At 48.0% G+C, this 14235-nt stretch carries 11 protein-coding genes and 21 tRNA genes; 5 read left to right on the top strand and 27 right to left on the bottom strand.

Going from position 1 to position 14235, the window contains the following annotated elements; all coding sequences use genetic code 11:
• Positions 1-152 precede the first annotated feature (152 nt).
• From NQS30_RS13170 to NQS30_RS13160, 3 genes are read left to right on the top strand one after another with little or no spacing between them, the layout of a single operon-like run.
• On the top strand, positions 153-1484 hold the full coding sequence (locus tag NQS30_RS13170) for a cytochrome ubiquinol oxidase subunit I (RefSeq protein WP_003152226.1): 1332 nt from the start codon (positions 153-155) through the stop codon (positions 1482-1484).
• 22 nt (positions 1485-1506) lie between these two features.
• Positions 1507-2547 carry a cytochrome d ubiquinol oxidase subunit II gene (locus tag NQS30_RS13165; protein WP_025285160.1) on the top strand — a complete coding sequence of 347 codons (1041 nt, stop codon included), beginning with the start codon at positions 1507-1509 and terminating at the stop codon, positions 2545-2547.
• Positions 2548-2604: 57 nt separating this feature from the next.
• Positions 2605-2763 (top strand): DUF1540 domain-containing protein, encoded by a 159-nt coding sequence (locus NQS30_RS13160; protein WP_007408842.1) that lies wholly within the window; start codon positions 2605-2607, stop codon positions 2761-2763.
• Between the two features lie 385 nt (positions 2764-3148).
• On the opposite strand, the gene menC is transcribed toward NQS30_RS13160, so the two are convergent.
• The 6 genes from menC to NQS30_RS13130 form a co-directional block, all read right to left on the bottom strand.
• Positions 3149-4264: an o-succinylbenzoate synthase gene (gene menC, locus NQS30_RS13155; RefSeq protein ID WP_003152223.1), complete on the bottom strand. Its 1116-nt coding sequence runs from the start codon at positions 4262-4264 to the stop codon at positions 3149-3151.
• Complete coding sequence (locus NQS30_RS13150; protein WP_015240439.1) at positions 4261-5724, bottom strand: o-succinylbenzoate--CoA ligase; 1464 nt, start codon at positions 5722-5724, stop codon at positions 4261-4263. Before NQS30_RS13150 ends, menC begins: the two co-directional genes overlap by 4 nt.
• Before the next feature lie 87 nt (positions 5725-5811).
• Complete coding sequence (menB, locus tag NQS30_RS13145; protein ID WP_007408846.1) at positions 5812-6630, bottom strand: 1,4-dihydroxy-2-naphthoyl-CoA synthase; 819 nt, start codon at positions 6628-6630, stop codon at positions 5812-5814.
• Between the two features lie 58 nt (positions 6631-6688).
• Positions 6689-7513, bottom strand: a complete 825-nt coding sequence (gene menH, locus NQS30_RS13140; RefSeq protein WP_012118267.1) for a 2-succinyl-6-hydroxy-2,4-cyclohexadiene-1-carboxylate synthase — start codon at positions 7511-7513, stop codon at positions 6689-6691.
• Entirely contained in the window at positions 7501-9237 is a 1737-nt protein-coding gene (gene menD, locus NQS30_RS13135) for a 2-succinyl-5-enolpyruvyl-6-hydroxy-3-cyclohexene-1-carboxylic-acid synthase (protein ID WP_072589492.1), read from the bottom strand. The genes menH and menD overlap by 13 nt, the downstream gene beginning before the upstream one ends.
• Positions 9234-10649: an isochorismate synthase gene (locus tag NQS30_RS13130; RefSeq protein WP_025285163.1), complete on the bottom strand. Its 1416-nt coding sequence runs from the start codon at positions 10647-10649 to the stop codon at positions 9234-9236. The genes menD and NQS30_RS13130 overlap by 4 nt, the downstream gene beginning before the upstream one ends.
• 282 nt (positions 10650-10931) lie before the next feature.
• Between NQS30_RS13130 and NQS30_RS13125 the strand changes: the two genes are divergently transcribed.
• Positions 10932-11651 carry a TraR/DksA C4-type zinc finger protein gene (locus NQS30_RS13125; protein ID WP_007408850.1) on the top strand — a complete coding sequence of 240 codons (720 nt, stop codon included), beginning with the start codon at positions 10932-10934 and terminating at the stop codon, positions 11649-11651.
• 156 nt (positions 11652-11807) lie between these two features.
• Positions 11808-12278 carry a TspO/MBR family protein gene (locus tag NQS30_RS13120; protein ID WP_015240443.1) on the top strand — a complete coding sequence of 157 codons (471 nt, stop codon included), beginning with the start codon at positions 11808-11810 and terminating at the stop codon, positions 12276-12278.
• Positions 12279-12312: 34 nt separating this feature from the next.
• Here the strand turns inward: NQS30_RS13120 and NQS30_RS13115 are convergent.
• From NQS30_RS13115 to NQS30_RS13015, 21 genes are all read right to left on the bottom strand, one after another.
• Positions 12313-12384, bottom strand: a tRNA-Glu gene (locus NQS30_RS13115).
• Positions 12385-12387: 3 nt separating this feature from the next.
• Positions 12388-12478 (bottom strand) — tRNA-Ser (locus NQS30_RS13110).
• A 3-nt stretch (positions 12479-12481) separates the two neighbouring features.
• Positions 12482-12556 (bottom strand) — tRNA-Asn (locus tag NQS30_RS13105).
• Positions 12557-12566: 10 nt separating this feature from the next.
• A tRNA-Ile gene (locus tag NQS30_RS13100) sits at positions 12567-12643 on the bottom strand.
• A 15-nt stretch (positions 12644-12658) separates the two neighbouring features.
• Positions 12659-12732, bottom strand: a tRNA-Gly gene (locus tag NQS30_RS13095).
• An 8-nt stretch (positions 12733-12740) separates the two neighbouring features.
• Positions 12741-12816: transfer RNA gene (locus tag NQS30_RS13090), tRNA-His, on the bottom strand.
• Positions 12817-12836: 20 nt separating this feature from the next.
• Positions 12837-12912: transfer RNA gene (locus NQS30_RS13085), tRNA-Phe, on the bottom strand.
• A gap of 11 nt (positions 12913-12923) precedes the next feature.
• Positions 12924-13000: transfer RNA gene (locus NQS30_RS13080), tRNA-Asp, on the bottom strand.
• 6 nt (positions 13001-13006) lie between these two features.
• Positions 13007-13083 (bottom strand) — tRNA-Met (locus NQS30_RS13075).
• Between the two features lie 19 nt (positions 13084-13102).
• A tRNA-Ser gene (locus NQS30_RS13070) sits at positions 13103-13195 on the bottom strand.
• Between the two features lie 7 nt (positions 13196-13202).
• A tRNA-Ile gene (locus tag NQS30_RS13065) sits at positions 13203-13279 on the bottom strand.
• A gap of 2 nt (positions 13280-13281) precedes the next feature.
• Positions 13282-13358, bottom strand: a tRNA-Met gene (locus tag NQS30_RS13060).
• Between the two features lie 20 nt (positions 13359-13378).
• Positions 13379-13451 (bottom strand) — tRNA-Ala (locus NQS30_RS13055).
• A 4-nt stretch (positions 13452-13455) separates the two neighbouring features.
• Positions 13456-13532 (bottom strand) — tRNA-Pro (locus NQS30_RS13050).
• Positions 13533-13549: 17 nt separating this feature from the next.
• Positions 13550-13626: transfer RNA gene (locus NQS30_RS13045), tRNA-Arg, on the bottom strand.
• 9 nt (positions 13627-13635) lie between these two features.
• Positions 13636-13721, bottom strand: a tRNA-Leu gene (locus tag NQS30_RS13040).
• Between the two features lie 19 nt (positions 13722-13740).
• Positions 13741-13815: transfer RNA gene (locus tag NQS30_RS13035), tRNA-Gly, on the bottom strand.
• Between the two features lie 9 nt (positions 13816-13824).
• A tRNA-Leu gene (locus NQS30_RS13030) sits at positions 13825-13908 on the bottom strand.
• A 10-nt stretch (positions 13909-13918) separates the two neighbouring features.
• Positions 13919-13994 (bottom strand) — tRNA-Lys (locus tag NQS30_RS13025).
• A 37-nt stretch (positions 13995-14031) separates the two neighbouring features.
• Positions 14032-14107: transfer RNA gene (locus NQS30_RS13020), tRNA-Thr, on the bottom strand.
• A gap of 29 nt (positions 14108-14136) precedes the next feature.
• Positions 14137-14212, bottom strand: a tRNA-Val gene (locus NQS30_RS13015).
• Positions 14213-14235 lie beyond the last annotated feature (23 nt).

The raw sequence follows: 14235 nt of genomic DNA, 5'->3' as shown, positions 1-14235 counted from the left end.
ACCTTAAATATCCGCTTGTCAATCATATATGCCCTGATCCCCTGATTTCTAAACCCTGCACATATATGGAATCGGAAGAATAATCTAATCGCTTCAGCAAATAATATAACCACATTACATAAAACGGTAATTTAGAAAGGCGGTTTATGATCGTGGATGATTTAGTGTTAGCCAGAAGCCTGTTCGGGACAACCATGGGCTTTCATATTATTTTTGCGACGCTTGGTGTCGGCTTGCCTCTGATGATTTTAATGGCTGAATTGATTTACCAAAAAACAAAAGATCCGCATTATGCCATTATGGCAAAACGGTGGACGAAGGCGCAGGCTGTTCTGCTCGGCGTGGCGATACCGACCGGAACGATCGCGGGTACACAGCTTGCCCTTTTGTGGCCCGGATTCATGGAAGTCATCGGCAGGGTGATGTCACTCCCGTTTCAGATTGAAATTTATGCATTCTTTATCGAAGCGCTGTTTATGTCCATTTATGTCTACGCCGCTGACCGGCTGACTCCTGCGATGCGCATCATTGCCGTAATTTTCGTTTTGATCGGCGCCGCGGCATCCGCCGTCTTAATCACAAATGTTCACGCATTTGAAGGAACGCCGGCCGGCTTTAAAATTTTAAACGGCAAAATCACTGACGTCGAACCGTGGGCAGCGTTTTTTAATCCAAGCTTTTTCACCACCGCGGGCCATGTCGTTCTGACGGCTTTCATGACCGGGGCATTTATCGTTGCGTCAGTTGCGGCTTATAAAATGCTGAGAACGAGAAAACAGGAGCAGGTATACCGCTTTCACCGAAAAGCGCTGCTGCTCGCCTTAACGATCGGAGGGATATTCTCCATAATTGCCTCTTTAAACGGTCACGAGTCAGCCCAGCTTCTTTACGAATACCAGCCTGAGAAGCTTGCGGGCGCAGAAGGGCTCTTTGAAACTAGATCACACGCTCCGCTTGCGATCGGGGGTTTTACTGATGCAAAAGAAGAAAAAGTAAAATGGGCGATAGAGGTGCCGTGGGCTTTAAGCTTTTTGGCTGCAAACAGCTTTGATACCGTCGTCAAAGGATTGAACGCGTTTCCGAAAGACGAGTGGCCGCCTTTATTCATCCATACACTGTTTAACGGAATGGTCGGCATCGGGATGCTGCTCATTTTGTACTCAATCATCGGCATCGTGTGGAGAAAAATTTTAAAGAAAGACAGCTTTCCGACTTGGCTTTTGATTTTATTTTTAACCGCAGGACCGCTCAGTCTGATCGGAATTGAATTCGGGTGGATATTCGCTTGTACGGGGCGGCAGCCATGGGTGATTTACCATCTCTTGAAAACGTCTGATGTCGTCACGACAACCGGTTCAATCGGTTTGCTGTTCATCCTGTTTACGGTCGTTTACGCCATTTTGGCAGCTGCAGTCATTTATGTGCTGCTTTATTATTTCCGCAAACATCCCGTTGAGGAGGATGTAAAAGCGGCGGAATCCTAACTATAGAAAGGGCTGAATTAAAATGGACATTACCATGGATGCTCTCATTGCGATATCAATCGTATGGGGCTTCGTGTTTATCTACGCGGTCATGGCAACGATGGACTTCGGAGCCGGCTTTTGGTCGATGATTTATTTAAATAAAGAACAAACAAAGGCGACAAACATCGCCAACCGTTATTTGTCCCCGACATGGGAAGTGACCAACGTCTTTATCGTCGCAATCGTTGTCGCCCTATTCAGCTTCTTTCCAGGGGCAACCTTCGTGCTGGGAACCGTTTTATTGATCCCGGGGAGTATTATTTTGCTGCTTTTAGCCATCCGCAGCGGCTTTCTCGTTTTCTCCAATACGGCGAAGGAAAGAAAAATCATGAGATATATCTCCGGAATTTCGGGCTTCATTATTCCCGCTGTGCTGATTTTGGTCCTTCCGGTCACACACGGAGGATTTATTGAGAAGACGGGCGGCGTGTATCACCTGAATTTGGCAAATGTCTTTACAAGCCTTAATGCGTATGCGTTTATCGGCTTTGCCATTTTAAGCACTTTATTTTTATCTTCACTGCTTCTGGCCGATTTTTCAAATGTTGCGGAAGAGGAGCATGCGTACCGCATCTACAGACGGAGCTCTTTACTAACAGGGCCGCTGTCGCTTCTTTTCGCCTTCTTCATTATGCTGACATTACGCTCTGAAGCCGGCTGGCTGTATACGGGGATGATGAAAGACAAGACATGGCTCATTCTGTCTGTCATTACATTTATCATTGCCGGCGTGGCTCTGTTTTTGCCGAATAAGCGCTTCGGCCGCAACCTCGGCAAACCGAGAATCGCCATGATCGCCATTGCGCTTCAATACTTTCTGGCAAGCTATGCATACGGACGGGCGCATCTTCCTTATATGATTTATCCGGATATTACGGTCATGTCAGGATTTACGGAGCCGGCCACCTTCAGGGCGCTGTTTATGACGTATATCGTCGCTTTCATTATTTTGTTTCCCGGGTTTTATTTCTTCTGGAAGCTCTTTATGAAAGACAGACGTTATATCCGCCAGGAGGAATAACAAAAATCAGGGCGGCTCATACTAATGGCGTACCTTTTATCTTGGAGGGGAGCCAGCATGGACCAAAAAATTCTGTGTGAAGTCAATAACTGTTCATATTGGGGCAGAGGAAACAAATGCACGGCCGACGCTATTTATGTAGTCAGCCATACAGGCGAAACCGCTGAAAAAAGTGAAGAAACGGATTGCAAAACCTTTAAACCGCATGATTTATAAAAGAAAAGAGCTGTTTTATACAGCTCTTTTTCATTTCCGCGCCGCAAGCCTTTTTGAAATCAGCCCCTGAGCCGGAGAAAATCGCGCGGATGAGAAGCATGGCAGAAAGGCGGTTCGTCGGCAAATATAGGCGGCAGACGGTACGATCAGTATCGCATTCATGACAAGCACAGAATTTTTTATCAAGATGTACATGTTTGCCCCAGCCAGAAAGCAACACCTGCGATGTAAAGCCGACACTGTTTGAAGAATAAAAAAATCATCGCATCCGCCTATTAAAAAAACCGGCTGATACAGCCGGTTCAAACGGGGGAAGGGGTGATGATGAACAATTTCAATATAACAGCAGCATACAGGCAGCTCAACTCGCTGAAATGTCTTTTTATCAGTTGTTTGTCGTAAAAACGTCCATTTGGGTGACGTATTTTCTCATTATTTCCTGATTGACTTCAACACCCAGTCCGGGACCGTCCGGAACAGAGATGAATCCCTCTTCGATACGTATGTCGGGAGTGACAATATCCTCCTCCCAGTATCGGTCTGATGAGGAAATATCACCCGGTATCGTAAATTGCGGCAGCGAAGCAAGCGCGACTGTCTGCGCTCTCGAAATGCCGGTTTCAAACATTCCGCCGCACCAAACCGGCATGTGATGCTCTCTGCATAAGTCATGTATTTTTAAAGCCTCTGTCAGGCCTCCTACACGCGCCGGTTTTATGTTAATGATTTTACAGCTCCCAAGCTCAATCGCCCGCCTTGCGTCATCATATGAGCATATGCTTTCATCAAGGCATACCGCGGTTCTCAAGTGTTTCTGCAGGTGGCGGTGATCGACAATATCATCTGCCTGAAGCGGCTGTTCTATCATCATGAGCTGGAATTCATCCAACTCTTTCAGCCTGCTGATGTCTTTCAGTTCATATGCCGAGTTGGCATCCGCCATCAGCGGTACGTTCGGAAAACGGCTGCGGATGGCTCTGACCAGATCAACGTCATGGCCGGGCTGAATTTTTATTTTTATACGTTGATAACCTTCTTTTACGTATTGCTCAATTTCCCGAAGCATCTCATCAGCCGAAGCCAGACCCACCGCCACGCCGGCGGGCACTTTATCTCTTTTGCCCCCTAAGGCTTCTGCGAGAGATATCCCCTTTTTCTTGGCATATAGATCCCACACGGCTGATTCCAGCCCCGCTTTTGCCATGCGGTTTCCTTTGAAACGCGCGAGACTGTCAGGCACTTCTGACGGATGGAAAAACTCGCGGCCTACGACATTTGGGATGAAAAAATCTCTCAGCATATGCGCGCATGTCTGAATCGTTTCTTCTGTATACCACGGAGAAGAAAACGCCGATACCTCCCCCCAGCCGGTTCTCCCGGTTTCATCGATCGCTTCCACGATCAAAAATTTACGATCCTGCAGCGTTTCAATACTTGTTTTAAACGGTTTTTTCAGCCTCATACTTACATGATAAAGGGTGATTTTTTCAATCTTAATCATGATAATTCTCCTTTACGAAGCTCATTCAGCCGATGCCTCATCAGTTTATTGGACGCGTTCCGCGGGAGCCCGTCAACCTCGAAAAAAGCAGCCGGTATTTTATATTTTGCAAGCCGCTCACGGCAAAAGGCGGTCAGCTCCTCAGAACTGACAGAAGAAGTCAGCACGAGAAAAGCATGCGGCACTTTCCCCCACTTCGGATCTTCGGCTCCCGAAACACCGGCCTCTGCTACAGCCGGATGGGCAAGCAGCGCCGCTTCCACTTCTGCCGGGTAGATGTTTTCTCCGCCTGAAATAATGAGGTCCGACCGCCTGTCCAGCACGTATAAAAACCCTTCATCATCCAAATAGCCAAGATCGCCCGTTTTAAACCATCCATTATGAAAAGCGGCCTGGTTTGCGTCGTCACGATGGTAATACCCTTTCATTACATTCGGGCCTTTCACCGTAATTTCACCGTGTTCAAACGGCGCACAAGGGTTTCCGTCTTTTTCAATTCTAATTTCGCATGAAAACAGCGGTTTACCGGCCGAGCCGAGCTTGTCCATACTGAATTCCGGAGAAAGCGTGACAATCTGTGAGCAGGTTTCAGTCAAGCCGTAAGATTGGAATACCGGAAATTGTTTCCTGCGGCATTCTTCAAGGAGCGGCAGCGGTGCCGGACCCCCGCCAAGCAGAATGCAGCGCAGTGATTCAGGACATTGTTCAGTTTCCGCAAGCAGGCCCGAAAGCATGGTCTGCACCGCTGAAATGATCGTGACCTGATGGGAGCTGATGCTGTCCAGCACATCAGTGACAGAAAATTTTTGATGAAGCACGACAGGCATGCCGTAAATGACCGACTTAAACAGCGCAGACAGACCGCTGATATGAAACAGCGGCAGCGCAATAAGCCAGCGGTCCCGCTCCGTGACCCCCAGATTCAGCGCAGACGAGACAGCGCTGGAATAATGATTACCGAAAGTCTGCTGCACCCCCTTCGGCCTTCCCGTTGTTCCTGACGTATACATAAGAGTCGCCGTATCATCAAGCGTTACATAAGCTTCAGGTTCAATGTCTCCCGCCTCTTCAGCCTGCAGCTCGTCCACATCTGCAGCGGCGACCGCAGATTCATATTCTTCGCGGCAAAAACCGTCCTCCGTCAATAAAAGCTTTGCCTGTGAATCTTCGAGCTGAAACAACCGTTCCTGTTTTGAGAGCTTCGTATTCAACAGCACAGCTTCCGCCCCTAATAAGAAGCAGGCGTGAACGGCATAAACCATTTCCGGTCTGTTAGAAAGCAAAATCGCAGCGCGGTCTCCTTTTTTAAGCGAGCAGTATTTATACAGCCGCGCGGCCATTTGTTTAGAAGCATGATATAATTCTCTGAATGTCATCTGTTTGTTTTCAAATATGAGAGCAATTCTCTCTGGTGTCAGCTGAGCCCTTTGAATGAGCCAATTCGGCTGTTCTGTCAGCATGTTATCATCTCCGAGGTAAAAGTACTGTTTTTGAAAAGAAAACAGCTTGGACCAGAGCGGCTCAAGCTGTTTCGTAGTGTCATCTGATCACGGAAAACGAGGGAATTGACCGAAATCGGGACTGCGTTTCTCTTTAAAGGAATCGCGGCCTTCTTTCGCTTCGTCAGTCGTGTAATAAAGAAGCGTTGCATCTCCTGCAAATTGCTGAATTCCGGCGAGGCCGTCTGTATCTGCATTAAATGCCGCTTTAAGGAAACGAAGGGCTGTAGGGCTTTTCTCAAGCATTTCTTCACACCATTTAATTGTTTCCTCTTCAAGTTTCTCTAATGGGACAACCGTATTGACAAGCCCCATGTCGAGCGCTTCCTGCGCGTTGTATTGACGGCACAGGTACCAGATTTCACGGGCTTTCTTATGTCCGACGATACGCGCCAGGTAACCTGAGCCGTAACCGGCATCAAAGCTTCCCACTTTCGGTCCGGTTTGGCCGAAAATCGCGTTATCGGCCGCAATCGTTAAATCACAGACGATATGAAGCACATGGCCTCCGCCGATGGCATAGCCTGATACCATCGCTACGACCGGTTTAGGAATCACGCGGATCAAACGCTGAAGATCAAGCACATTCAGACGCGGGATCTGATCGTCTCCGACATATCCGCCGTGACCGCGGACTTTTTGGTCTCCGCCTGAACAGAATGCTTTATCTCCCGCTCCCGCAAGAACGATGACACCAATATTGGAGTCATCACGCGCACGAGCAAACGCGTCAATCATTTCTGATACCGTCTTAGGGGTAAATGCGTTATGTACCTCCGGGCGGTTAATTGTTATTTTTGCAATACCGTTATACGTCTCGTACAGGATTTCATCGTACTGACGTTCACTTTTCCATTCTGCAGCCATTGATATGACCTCCTTCATTTTTGCCTGAGTCCGGCCGAAAAGCTATTTTCTTTATGCTTTACAAGCCGTATAAAAACTCACTTACTATCTTACCAAAAATTCGCGGCTGTTCCACATGTACCGTGTGCCCCGCCTGTTTGACAACCTCTATTTTACTTGATGGGAGCAGGTTATGCACCTTTTGATTAATAGCGCAAAACTTTTCATCCCATTCACCGCATATGAGCAGGACGGGCGCTTTGATGCGGTGTAATGCCTCCCACCAGGAAGGCTGTGAGCCCGTCCCCATTCCGAGCAGGCTGCCTGCAAGTCCGGACGGATTATTTTTCAGCCTGCCGGCACGGATGGACGCCTTTACGCTGTCCGGCAGAGAAAGCTGCGTGGCAAACAACGGAATGCCCTCCCAATAATCGACAAACGATGTTATACCTTCCCGCAATATAAAGTCAGCAAGCTTCCGGTCTGACTGAATCCGCTTTTTGCGTTCCTGAAGCGTGCTGAGGCCCGGGGTTGTACTTTCCAAAACAAGCGCTGACACCCGATGCGGAAATGCCTGTGCAAAGGAATACGCAAGTCTTCCCCCCATAGAATAACCAATAAGTTTCACTTTGTGAAGTTTTAATTGATCAAAAACGGCGGCAAGGTCCGCAACCTGCCGGCTCGCACTGTACCTTGCCGCTTGCACAGGCGCGTCTGTCTCCCCGTGACCCAGGCAGTCAATCATCACCATTCGTTCGCCGGGAAACATGCCGCGTAAAAACATCCATGATTCTTTGCTGCCCGTAAATCCATGCAGACAAACAATAGCTTCAGATGATTCGTGTCCGCTATCAGCAGCACGATAGCATACGCCGTCGGCCGTTTTAACTGTTACAGTTTCCATTCTTTTTTCACTTCCCGCACTGCGGCCTGCAGCAGATCGCGATGGAATTGAACTCTTGATGTCCGATCTGTTTTCAGCTCGATTATATGAAGTCCGGGCTTGTCCGCCTGCGGCTGATACGCATCCTTAAATGCCTCCCATGTCTCAGGGCAAGTATACGTCCCGCCGTACAGTGCGGCGGCATGCCGGAAATCAAGACCCGTCGGCGTACCGAACAGTTCTTCAAAATGAGTCTTATCAGATGCCTGCGGCAAAAACGAGAAAATCCCGCCGCCATCATTGTTTATTAAAATAACCGTAAGCGGAATTCCAAGTTTTTTAGCCGCTAACAGCCCGTTTAAATCATGGTAAAACGATAAATCTCCAATGACAAGCGTGACAGGAGCTTTTGTACCCTCACACAGTCCCATAGCCGAGGAGACAACTCCGTCAATTCCGTTAGCGCCGCGGTTGGCATAAACACGGAAGGAGCGATCTTGTTTTTCAAAGAACGTATCCACGTCGCGAATCGGCATGCTGTTTCCGACAAAAATCGAACTGCCTTCAGGGACAAGGTGCTGAAGCTGACGATATACATTTCCTTCAAATGATAAATCATCCATGCTTGCGTCCTGTAAATGACTCCGGAACCGGTCATTGACAAACTGCCATTTCTCAAACCATCCGGACGGCCGCTTTCCGGTTTCAGCTGAACGGACCGCTTCCAAAAACACAGACGGATGGCAATGAATCATATGCGCGCCGGCCTGGGTGGGATCTCTCCATCCTCCGTCTTCATCGACGATAAACTGCTCAATGGCAGGATCATCTCTGAGCCATAAAAAGAGCGGTTTGGAAACCGGCATCGGGCCGAAGCGGATCACAGCGTCCGGGCGCAGCGCCTCTTTTATTTCTTCATCTTTTAAAAACGAGTCATAAGCATCAATAATCAGCGTCTTATCATGCTCCCCGTTTCGGAGGTTTGAAAGCGGATCAGCCAAAATCGGGAACTGAAGCATCTCGGCAAGCGCGATGATTTGCTGCTTTTCTGCTTCACCGTGAATTTCGCCGCAGACGATCATACCTCTTTCGGTCCCCGCAAGACGCTCTGTAATATGACAGAGAGAATCTTGATCAGCTGACTGAATCCCTGTTGTGACTGAGACGTGCCGCCCCTTTCTCATTCTTTCAAAAGGTGCGGCTGATAAATCCGGCATCAAAGGCTCTCTGAGCGGCACATTGATATGGACTGGCCCCATCGGGCGCTTCCCGGCTTCACTTACGGCTCTGCCGGCCAATGTTCTGATATAGGTCAGCATTTGAGGATTTTCCTCAGGCAGAGCCAAGTCTGTGAAAAACTTAACAAAGTTACCGAACAGAAAATGCTGGTTAATCGCCTGAGGCGCCCCCACTTCCCTCAATTCATGAGGCCGGTCAGCAGTCAGGACAATAAGAGGCACTCTTGAATAATGAGCTTCAATCACGGCCGGATAGAAGTTAGCCGCCGCCGTTCCTGACGTACAAATCAGCATGACCGGACGCTGGCGGGCTTTTGCAAGACCGAGTGCGAAAAAACCTGCGGATCGTTCATCAATCTGTATATGGACTTGAATATCCGGGTGGGCCGCCGCCAAAACCGCCAAGGGAGTTGACCTCGACCCCGGGCAAACAACTGCGTCGGTGACACCCGATAAAGCGAATTCATCAATAAAGCTTCCGATATAATGTGTAATCGGGTTTGTCAAAGCCTTTCACCTCCTAAAGCAGAGATCATCGGCTTTAGTTTAATTTGTGTTTCTTCATATTCTGATTGCGGATCTGAATCTTCAACAATGCCGCAGCCTGCGAAAAGCCGCGCACTTTTGCCTTCAATCAGCCCTGATCGGATAGCCACGACAAATTCTCCGTTTTCCCTGCCGTCCATCCAGCCGATCGGTGCCGCGTACCATCCGCGTGTCATTGGTTCAATATCAGCGATAATCTCAACAGCTTTCTGCTGGGGAGCTCCGCCCAATGCCGGTGTGGGATGCAGCTTTTCAATTAAATCAAACAGCGAAGCGGACGTTTTAAGATGGCCTGTGATCGGCGTATATAGATGCTGAACACTTTTTGTTTTATATAATTGCGGACCTGCAGGCTTTTTCACATCGCTGCAGCTCGACAAAAAAGAATCGTGTATCATCTTAACCACAAAATCATGTTCCGCGAGATTTTTTTCGTCATGCAGCAGCTCTTTGCCGAGACGCTCATCTTCTTGTTGATTTTCTCCGCGCTTAATTGAACCTGCCAGACAGGTGGACATGACGTCTTTGCCGGATTTTTTGATCAGCCGTTCCGGTGAAGCGCCGACAAAGCATTTATCTCCCTGCTCAATCGCAAAAACATAGCTTGTCGTTTGGTCCGTCAAAAGCTTGCGGACAACGCTCTCCGCCGGAATAGGCCCATCATATGACAAAACGACTTCCCTTGCCAGCACGACTTTATCATATTGATTTGCTTTCATATCATTTGTTGCTGTTTTAATGGCTTCAAGCCAGTTTTCCACATCAAGTTCTTCCGCTTTTGTTAAAACAGGATATTCTTCATACTCGATTGAAGAAACTGAAAAAGCTTCCGAAAAAGATTTCAGACGTTTCAGCGTATCTTCTGCCTGATTACCGTCTGCCGCCCATTGATTGACGGTTAAATAATCACCATCTGCCGTCTTTGTCAGCATGAGTGAGGGGATAAAGAACAGTCCTTCTTCGAACCCGTTCCATTCGTCTCCTCTCTCTTCAGCGGGATTAAATGAAAAACCGCCGAATAAGACAGGGCCGACCGCGGTATGCGCCGCCTCTTCTTCTTCATGAATATGAAAAGCCGTCTTTTTAAAGCGCTCCCATTGTTCAAAAACGTCGTGATAACGCTTTCCATTTTTTTCATTCGATTGGAACAGCGCTTCTGTGCCAAGACCGACTATTGTTAATTCACTACCGGGTTCTGACCAAAAAAATCGTTTGCCTTTATATTTTTTTGCTCCGTCTTTGAAAAATGATAGAGGGTCTAAAGACGCAATACGTCTTGAATAGCTCAATAAGACAGCATGGTTGACTTGTTTGGCTTTATGTAATGCATGATCTGCTTCCTCTCGGAACGTATGCTGCACCGTTGTCACCATGAGACATTCCTCCATAATCCGTTAAATGCTTTTAATACAATACACCTGTGATGACTTTGTGTCAAACACACAGATGTGAGCACGACAAAATGCCTGCATTTCTTATTATAAACCTTTTTGCGCAAATGAATAAAGAAACAAACTTGAATTTTCTTTCCCCACTCTCGGCAATCACTGTATCCTTTTACTTCCTCATGGGAAAATGACTATTTTTATCCACCATTTTTCTGCGCAAAAGCGTTCATACTAACAGTAAGCATCACATAGAAACGAGGGATTGATGTGCTTACAAACGAACAGATCACACACTTAAAAAAAGAATTGGAAGAAGCCAGACATGATATTTTAAGCCGCTTTAAAGAAAATGATCAATTTCAGTTAGCTGATGAATTCCCGTATCAGTCATCCGGCGAATTGTCTTCCTATGACAATCATCCCGGCGATCAGGCGACCGAATTATATGAGCGGGAAAAAGACCTGGCTCTGCTCGACCATGAACGGGAGCACCTTCGCGATATTGATTACTCTCTGAAACAAATTGAAAACGGCACATACGGCACATGTGAAGTCAGCGGCAAGGACATTCCTTATGACAGACTCGAAGCTCTGCCGACGGCTACGACATTGGCGGAATATTCCTCGCAGGATGCCGTTTCCAAAGACAGGCCGATTGAAGAGGAAACACCGTTCGGACAGTTTGAATTTGATGATGATGAATCAATCCGGGCGACTTACGATAGTGAAGATGCTTATCAGGATGTTGAGGAATACGGAAACTCAGAAACGCCTCAGGATTTAGAGGATCCTCCGCTCAGCTATGGGGATATGACAATGAACTCAGAAGAAAACATCGGCTATGCTGAGGATTATGAAAACTTTATCGCGACAGATATTACCGGAAAAAACATTTCCGTGTATCCGAGCAAAGCACACGAAAAATATGAACAGGAACTGGACGAAGAAGGAATTATGACGACCTTTGGCGATCTTCATGCTGATTAAAACCCCGGCCTGCCGGGGTTTTTGAATACAAATAAATGGTTTGCTGCATTTTTACACTGAAAACTCATACACTTAATGATGCATGAACCTTTTAAAAGGTTTAATATTTCCAAAAAAGGGAACTAACGTATTGACATTGAATGACGGAGGGAACAAATGAAAAAGAAGTATATCGGTGCGATTATTGTATTTATCATTACATATGTCTTGTTTTCTTTAGCGGGGGTTCTCTTTCCCATCGACCGTGAATGGTATGACGCACTGCAAAAACCTGACTGGACGCCGAGCGGATCAGTGATCGGCATCATATGGGCGGTTTTGTTTGCGCTTATTTCGCTCTCAGCAGCCATGATATACGCAAAGTTTTCATGTAAAGAATCCAAAGCTTTTTGGGTGATGCTTCTCATCAATTATATCGTGAATCAAGGATTCAGCTATTTTCAATTCACACAGAAAAATTTGCTTGCTGCATCTATCGATTGCCTGCTTGTGGCGGTGACAACACTCATTCTGTTGCTCATTGCCGGTAAATACAGTAAAGCTTCAGCCTGGCTTCTGGTCCCTTATTTATTATGGAGCGCTTTTGCCACATACCTGTCTTTTACCATTTACACTATGAACGCATAATAAAAAACCTTGCATAATATGCAAGGTTTTTTAATGACCCGTACGGGATTCGAACCCGTGTTACCGCCGTGAAAGGGCGGTGTCTTAACCGCTTGACCAACGGGCCTTATGGCGGAGAAGGAGGGATTTGAACCCTCGCGCCGCTTACACGACCTACACCCTTAGCAGGGGCGCCTCTTCAGCCACTTGAGTACTTCTCCGTATGGCTCCACAGGCAGGATTCGAACCTGCGACCGATCGGTTAACAGCCGATAGCTCTACCACTGAGCTACTGTGGAAAAATCATCATGGTGGGCCTGAGTGGACTCGAACCACCGACCTCACGCTTATCAGGCGTGCGCTCTAACCAGCTGAGCTACAGGCCCATGACAATATAAAAATGGAGCGGGTGATGGGAATCGAACCCACGACATCAGCTTGGAAGGCTGAGGTTTTACCACTAAACTACACCCGCATGTTGTATGGGGCGATTGATGGGAATCGAACCCACGAGTGCCAGAGCCACAATCTGGTGCGTTAACCACTTCGCCACAACCGCCAAAACAATATTAAATTAAATGGTGGCTCGGGACGGAATCGAACCGCCGACACACGGATTTTCAGTCCGTTGCTCTACCAACTGAGCTACCGAGCCTTTTTTATAAATGGCGGTCCGGACGGGACTCGAACCCGCGACCTCCTGCGTGACAGGCAGGCATTCTAACCAACTGAACTACCGGACCATTTTTTGGTTGCGGGGGCAGGATTTGAACCTGCGACCTTCGGGTTATGAGCCCGACGAGCTACCGAACTGCTCCACCCCGCGATGATAATTAAATTAGATATGGCGGAGGAAGAGGGATTCGAACCCCCGCGGGCTTTGACACCCCTGTCGGTTTTCAAGACCGATCCCTTCAGCCAGACTTGGGTATTCCTCCGTATAAGTGGTGGACCTTGTAGGACTCGAACCTACGACCGGACGGTTATGAGCCGTCTGCTCTAACCAACTGAGCTAAAGGTCCAATGGTAGCGGCGGAGGGGATCGAACCCCCGACCTCACGGGTATGAACCGTACGCTCTAGCCAGCTGAGCTACACCGCCAAAAAACAATTAAAATCAAGTGGAGCCTAGCGGGATCGAACCGCTGACCTCCTGCGTGCAAAGCAGGCGCTCTCCCAGCTGAGCTAAGGCCCCAAAATGGTCGGGAAGACAGGATTCGAACCTGCGACCCCATGGTCCCAAACCATGTGCTCTACCAAGCTGAGCTACTTCCCGTTTTTCAAAAGTATGTATGGCGCGCCCGAGAGGAGTCGAACCCCTAACCTTTTGATCCGTAGTCAAACGCTCTATCCAATTGAGCTACGGGCGCAACAATAAGTGCCGAGGGCCGGACTTGAACCGGCACGGTAGTCACCTACCGCAGGATTTTAAGTCCTGTGTGTCTGCCAATTCCACCACCCCGGCATGGATGGTATAGTATAGTTGGAGCGGAAGACGGGATTCGAACCCGCGACCCCCACCTTGGCAAGGTGATGTTCTACCACTGAACTACTTCCGCGTTTGGCAATGCGGATGAAGGGACTTGAACCCCCACGTCTGTAAAGACACTAGAGCCTGATTCTAGCGCGTCTGCCAATTCCGCCACATCCGCAAGAAAAACATGGTGAGCCATGAAGGACTCGAACCTTCGACCCTCTGATTAAAAGTCAGATGCTCTACCAACTGAGCTAATGGCTCTTATTACAAGAGACTTATATAGTATAACATATAAAGGTGGTGCCGGCAAGAGGACTTGAACCCCCAACCTACTGATTACAAGTCAGTTGCTCTACCAATTGAGCTACACCGGCTTAATACGCCAACTTATGTATGATAGGAATGGTGGAGGATGACGGGCTCGAACCGCCGACCCTCTGCTTGTAAGGCAGATGCTCTCCCAGCTGAGCTAATCCTCCATATATTACACTTGCGTGTAATG

This window comes from Bacillus sp. B1(2022) (assembly GCF_040259625.1).
Classification (GTDB): Bacteria; Bacillota; Bacilli; order Bacillales; family Bacillaceae; genus Bacillus; species Bacillus velezensis.
The sequence above is the reverse complement of the archived record's forward strand: the minus strand, read 5'-3'. Positions and strand labels throughout refer to the sequence as shown.

Coding starts and splice junctions, on each gene's coding strand:
- menB (WP_007408846.1), bottom strand. CDS start 6,630: ATGGCTGCAGAATGGAAAAGTGAACGTCAGTACGATGAAATCCTGTAC.
- menH (WP_012118267.1), bottom strand. CDS start 7,513: ATGGAAACTGTAACAGTTAAAACGGCCGACGGCGTATGCTATCGTGCT.
- NQS30_RS13120 (WP_015240443.1), top strand. CDS start 11,808: ATGAAAAAGAAGTATATCGGTGCGATTATTGTATTTATCATTACATAT.
- NQS30_RS13165 (WP_025285160.1), top strand. CDS start 1,507: ATGGACATTACCATGGATGCTCTCATTGCGATATCAATCGTATGGGGC.
- NQS30_RS13150 (WP_015240439.1), bottom strand. CDS start 5,724: ATGCTGACAGAACAGCCGAATTGGCTCATTCAAAGGGCTCAGCTGACA.
- NQS30_RS13160 (WP_007408842.1), top strand. CDS start 2,605: ATGGACCAAAAAATTCTGTGTGAAGTCAATAACTGTTCATATTGGGGC.
- menC (WP_003152223.1), bottom strand. CDS start 4,264: ATGATTAAGATTGAAAAAATCACCCTTTATCATGTAAGTATGAGGCTG.
- NQS30_RS13130 (WP_025285163.1), bottom strand. CDS start 10,649: ATGGTGACAACGGTGCAGCATACGTTCCGAGAGGAAGCAGATCATGCA.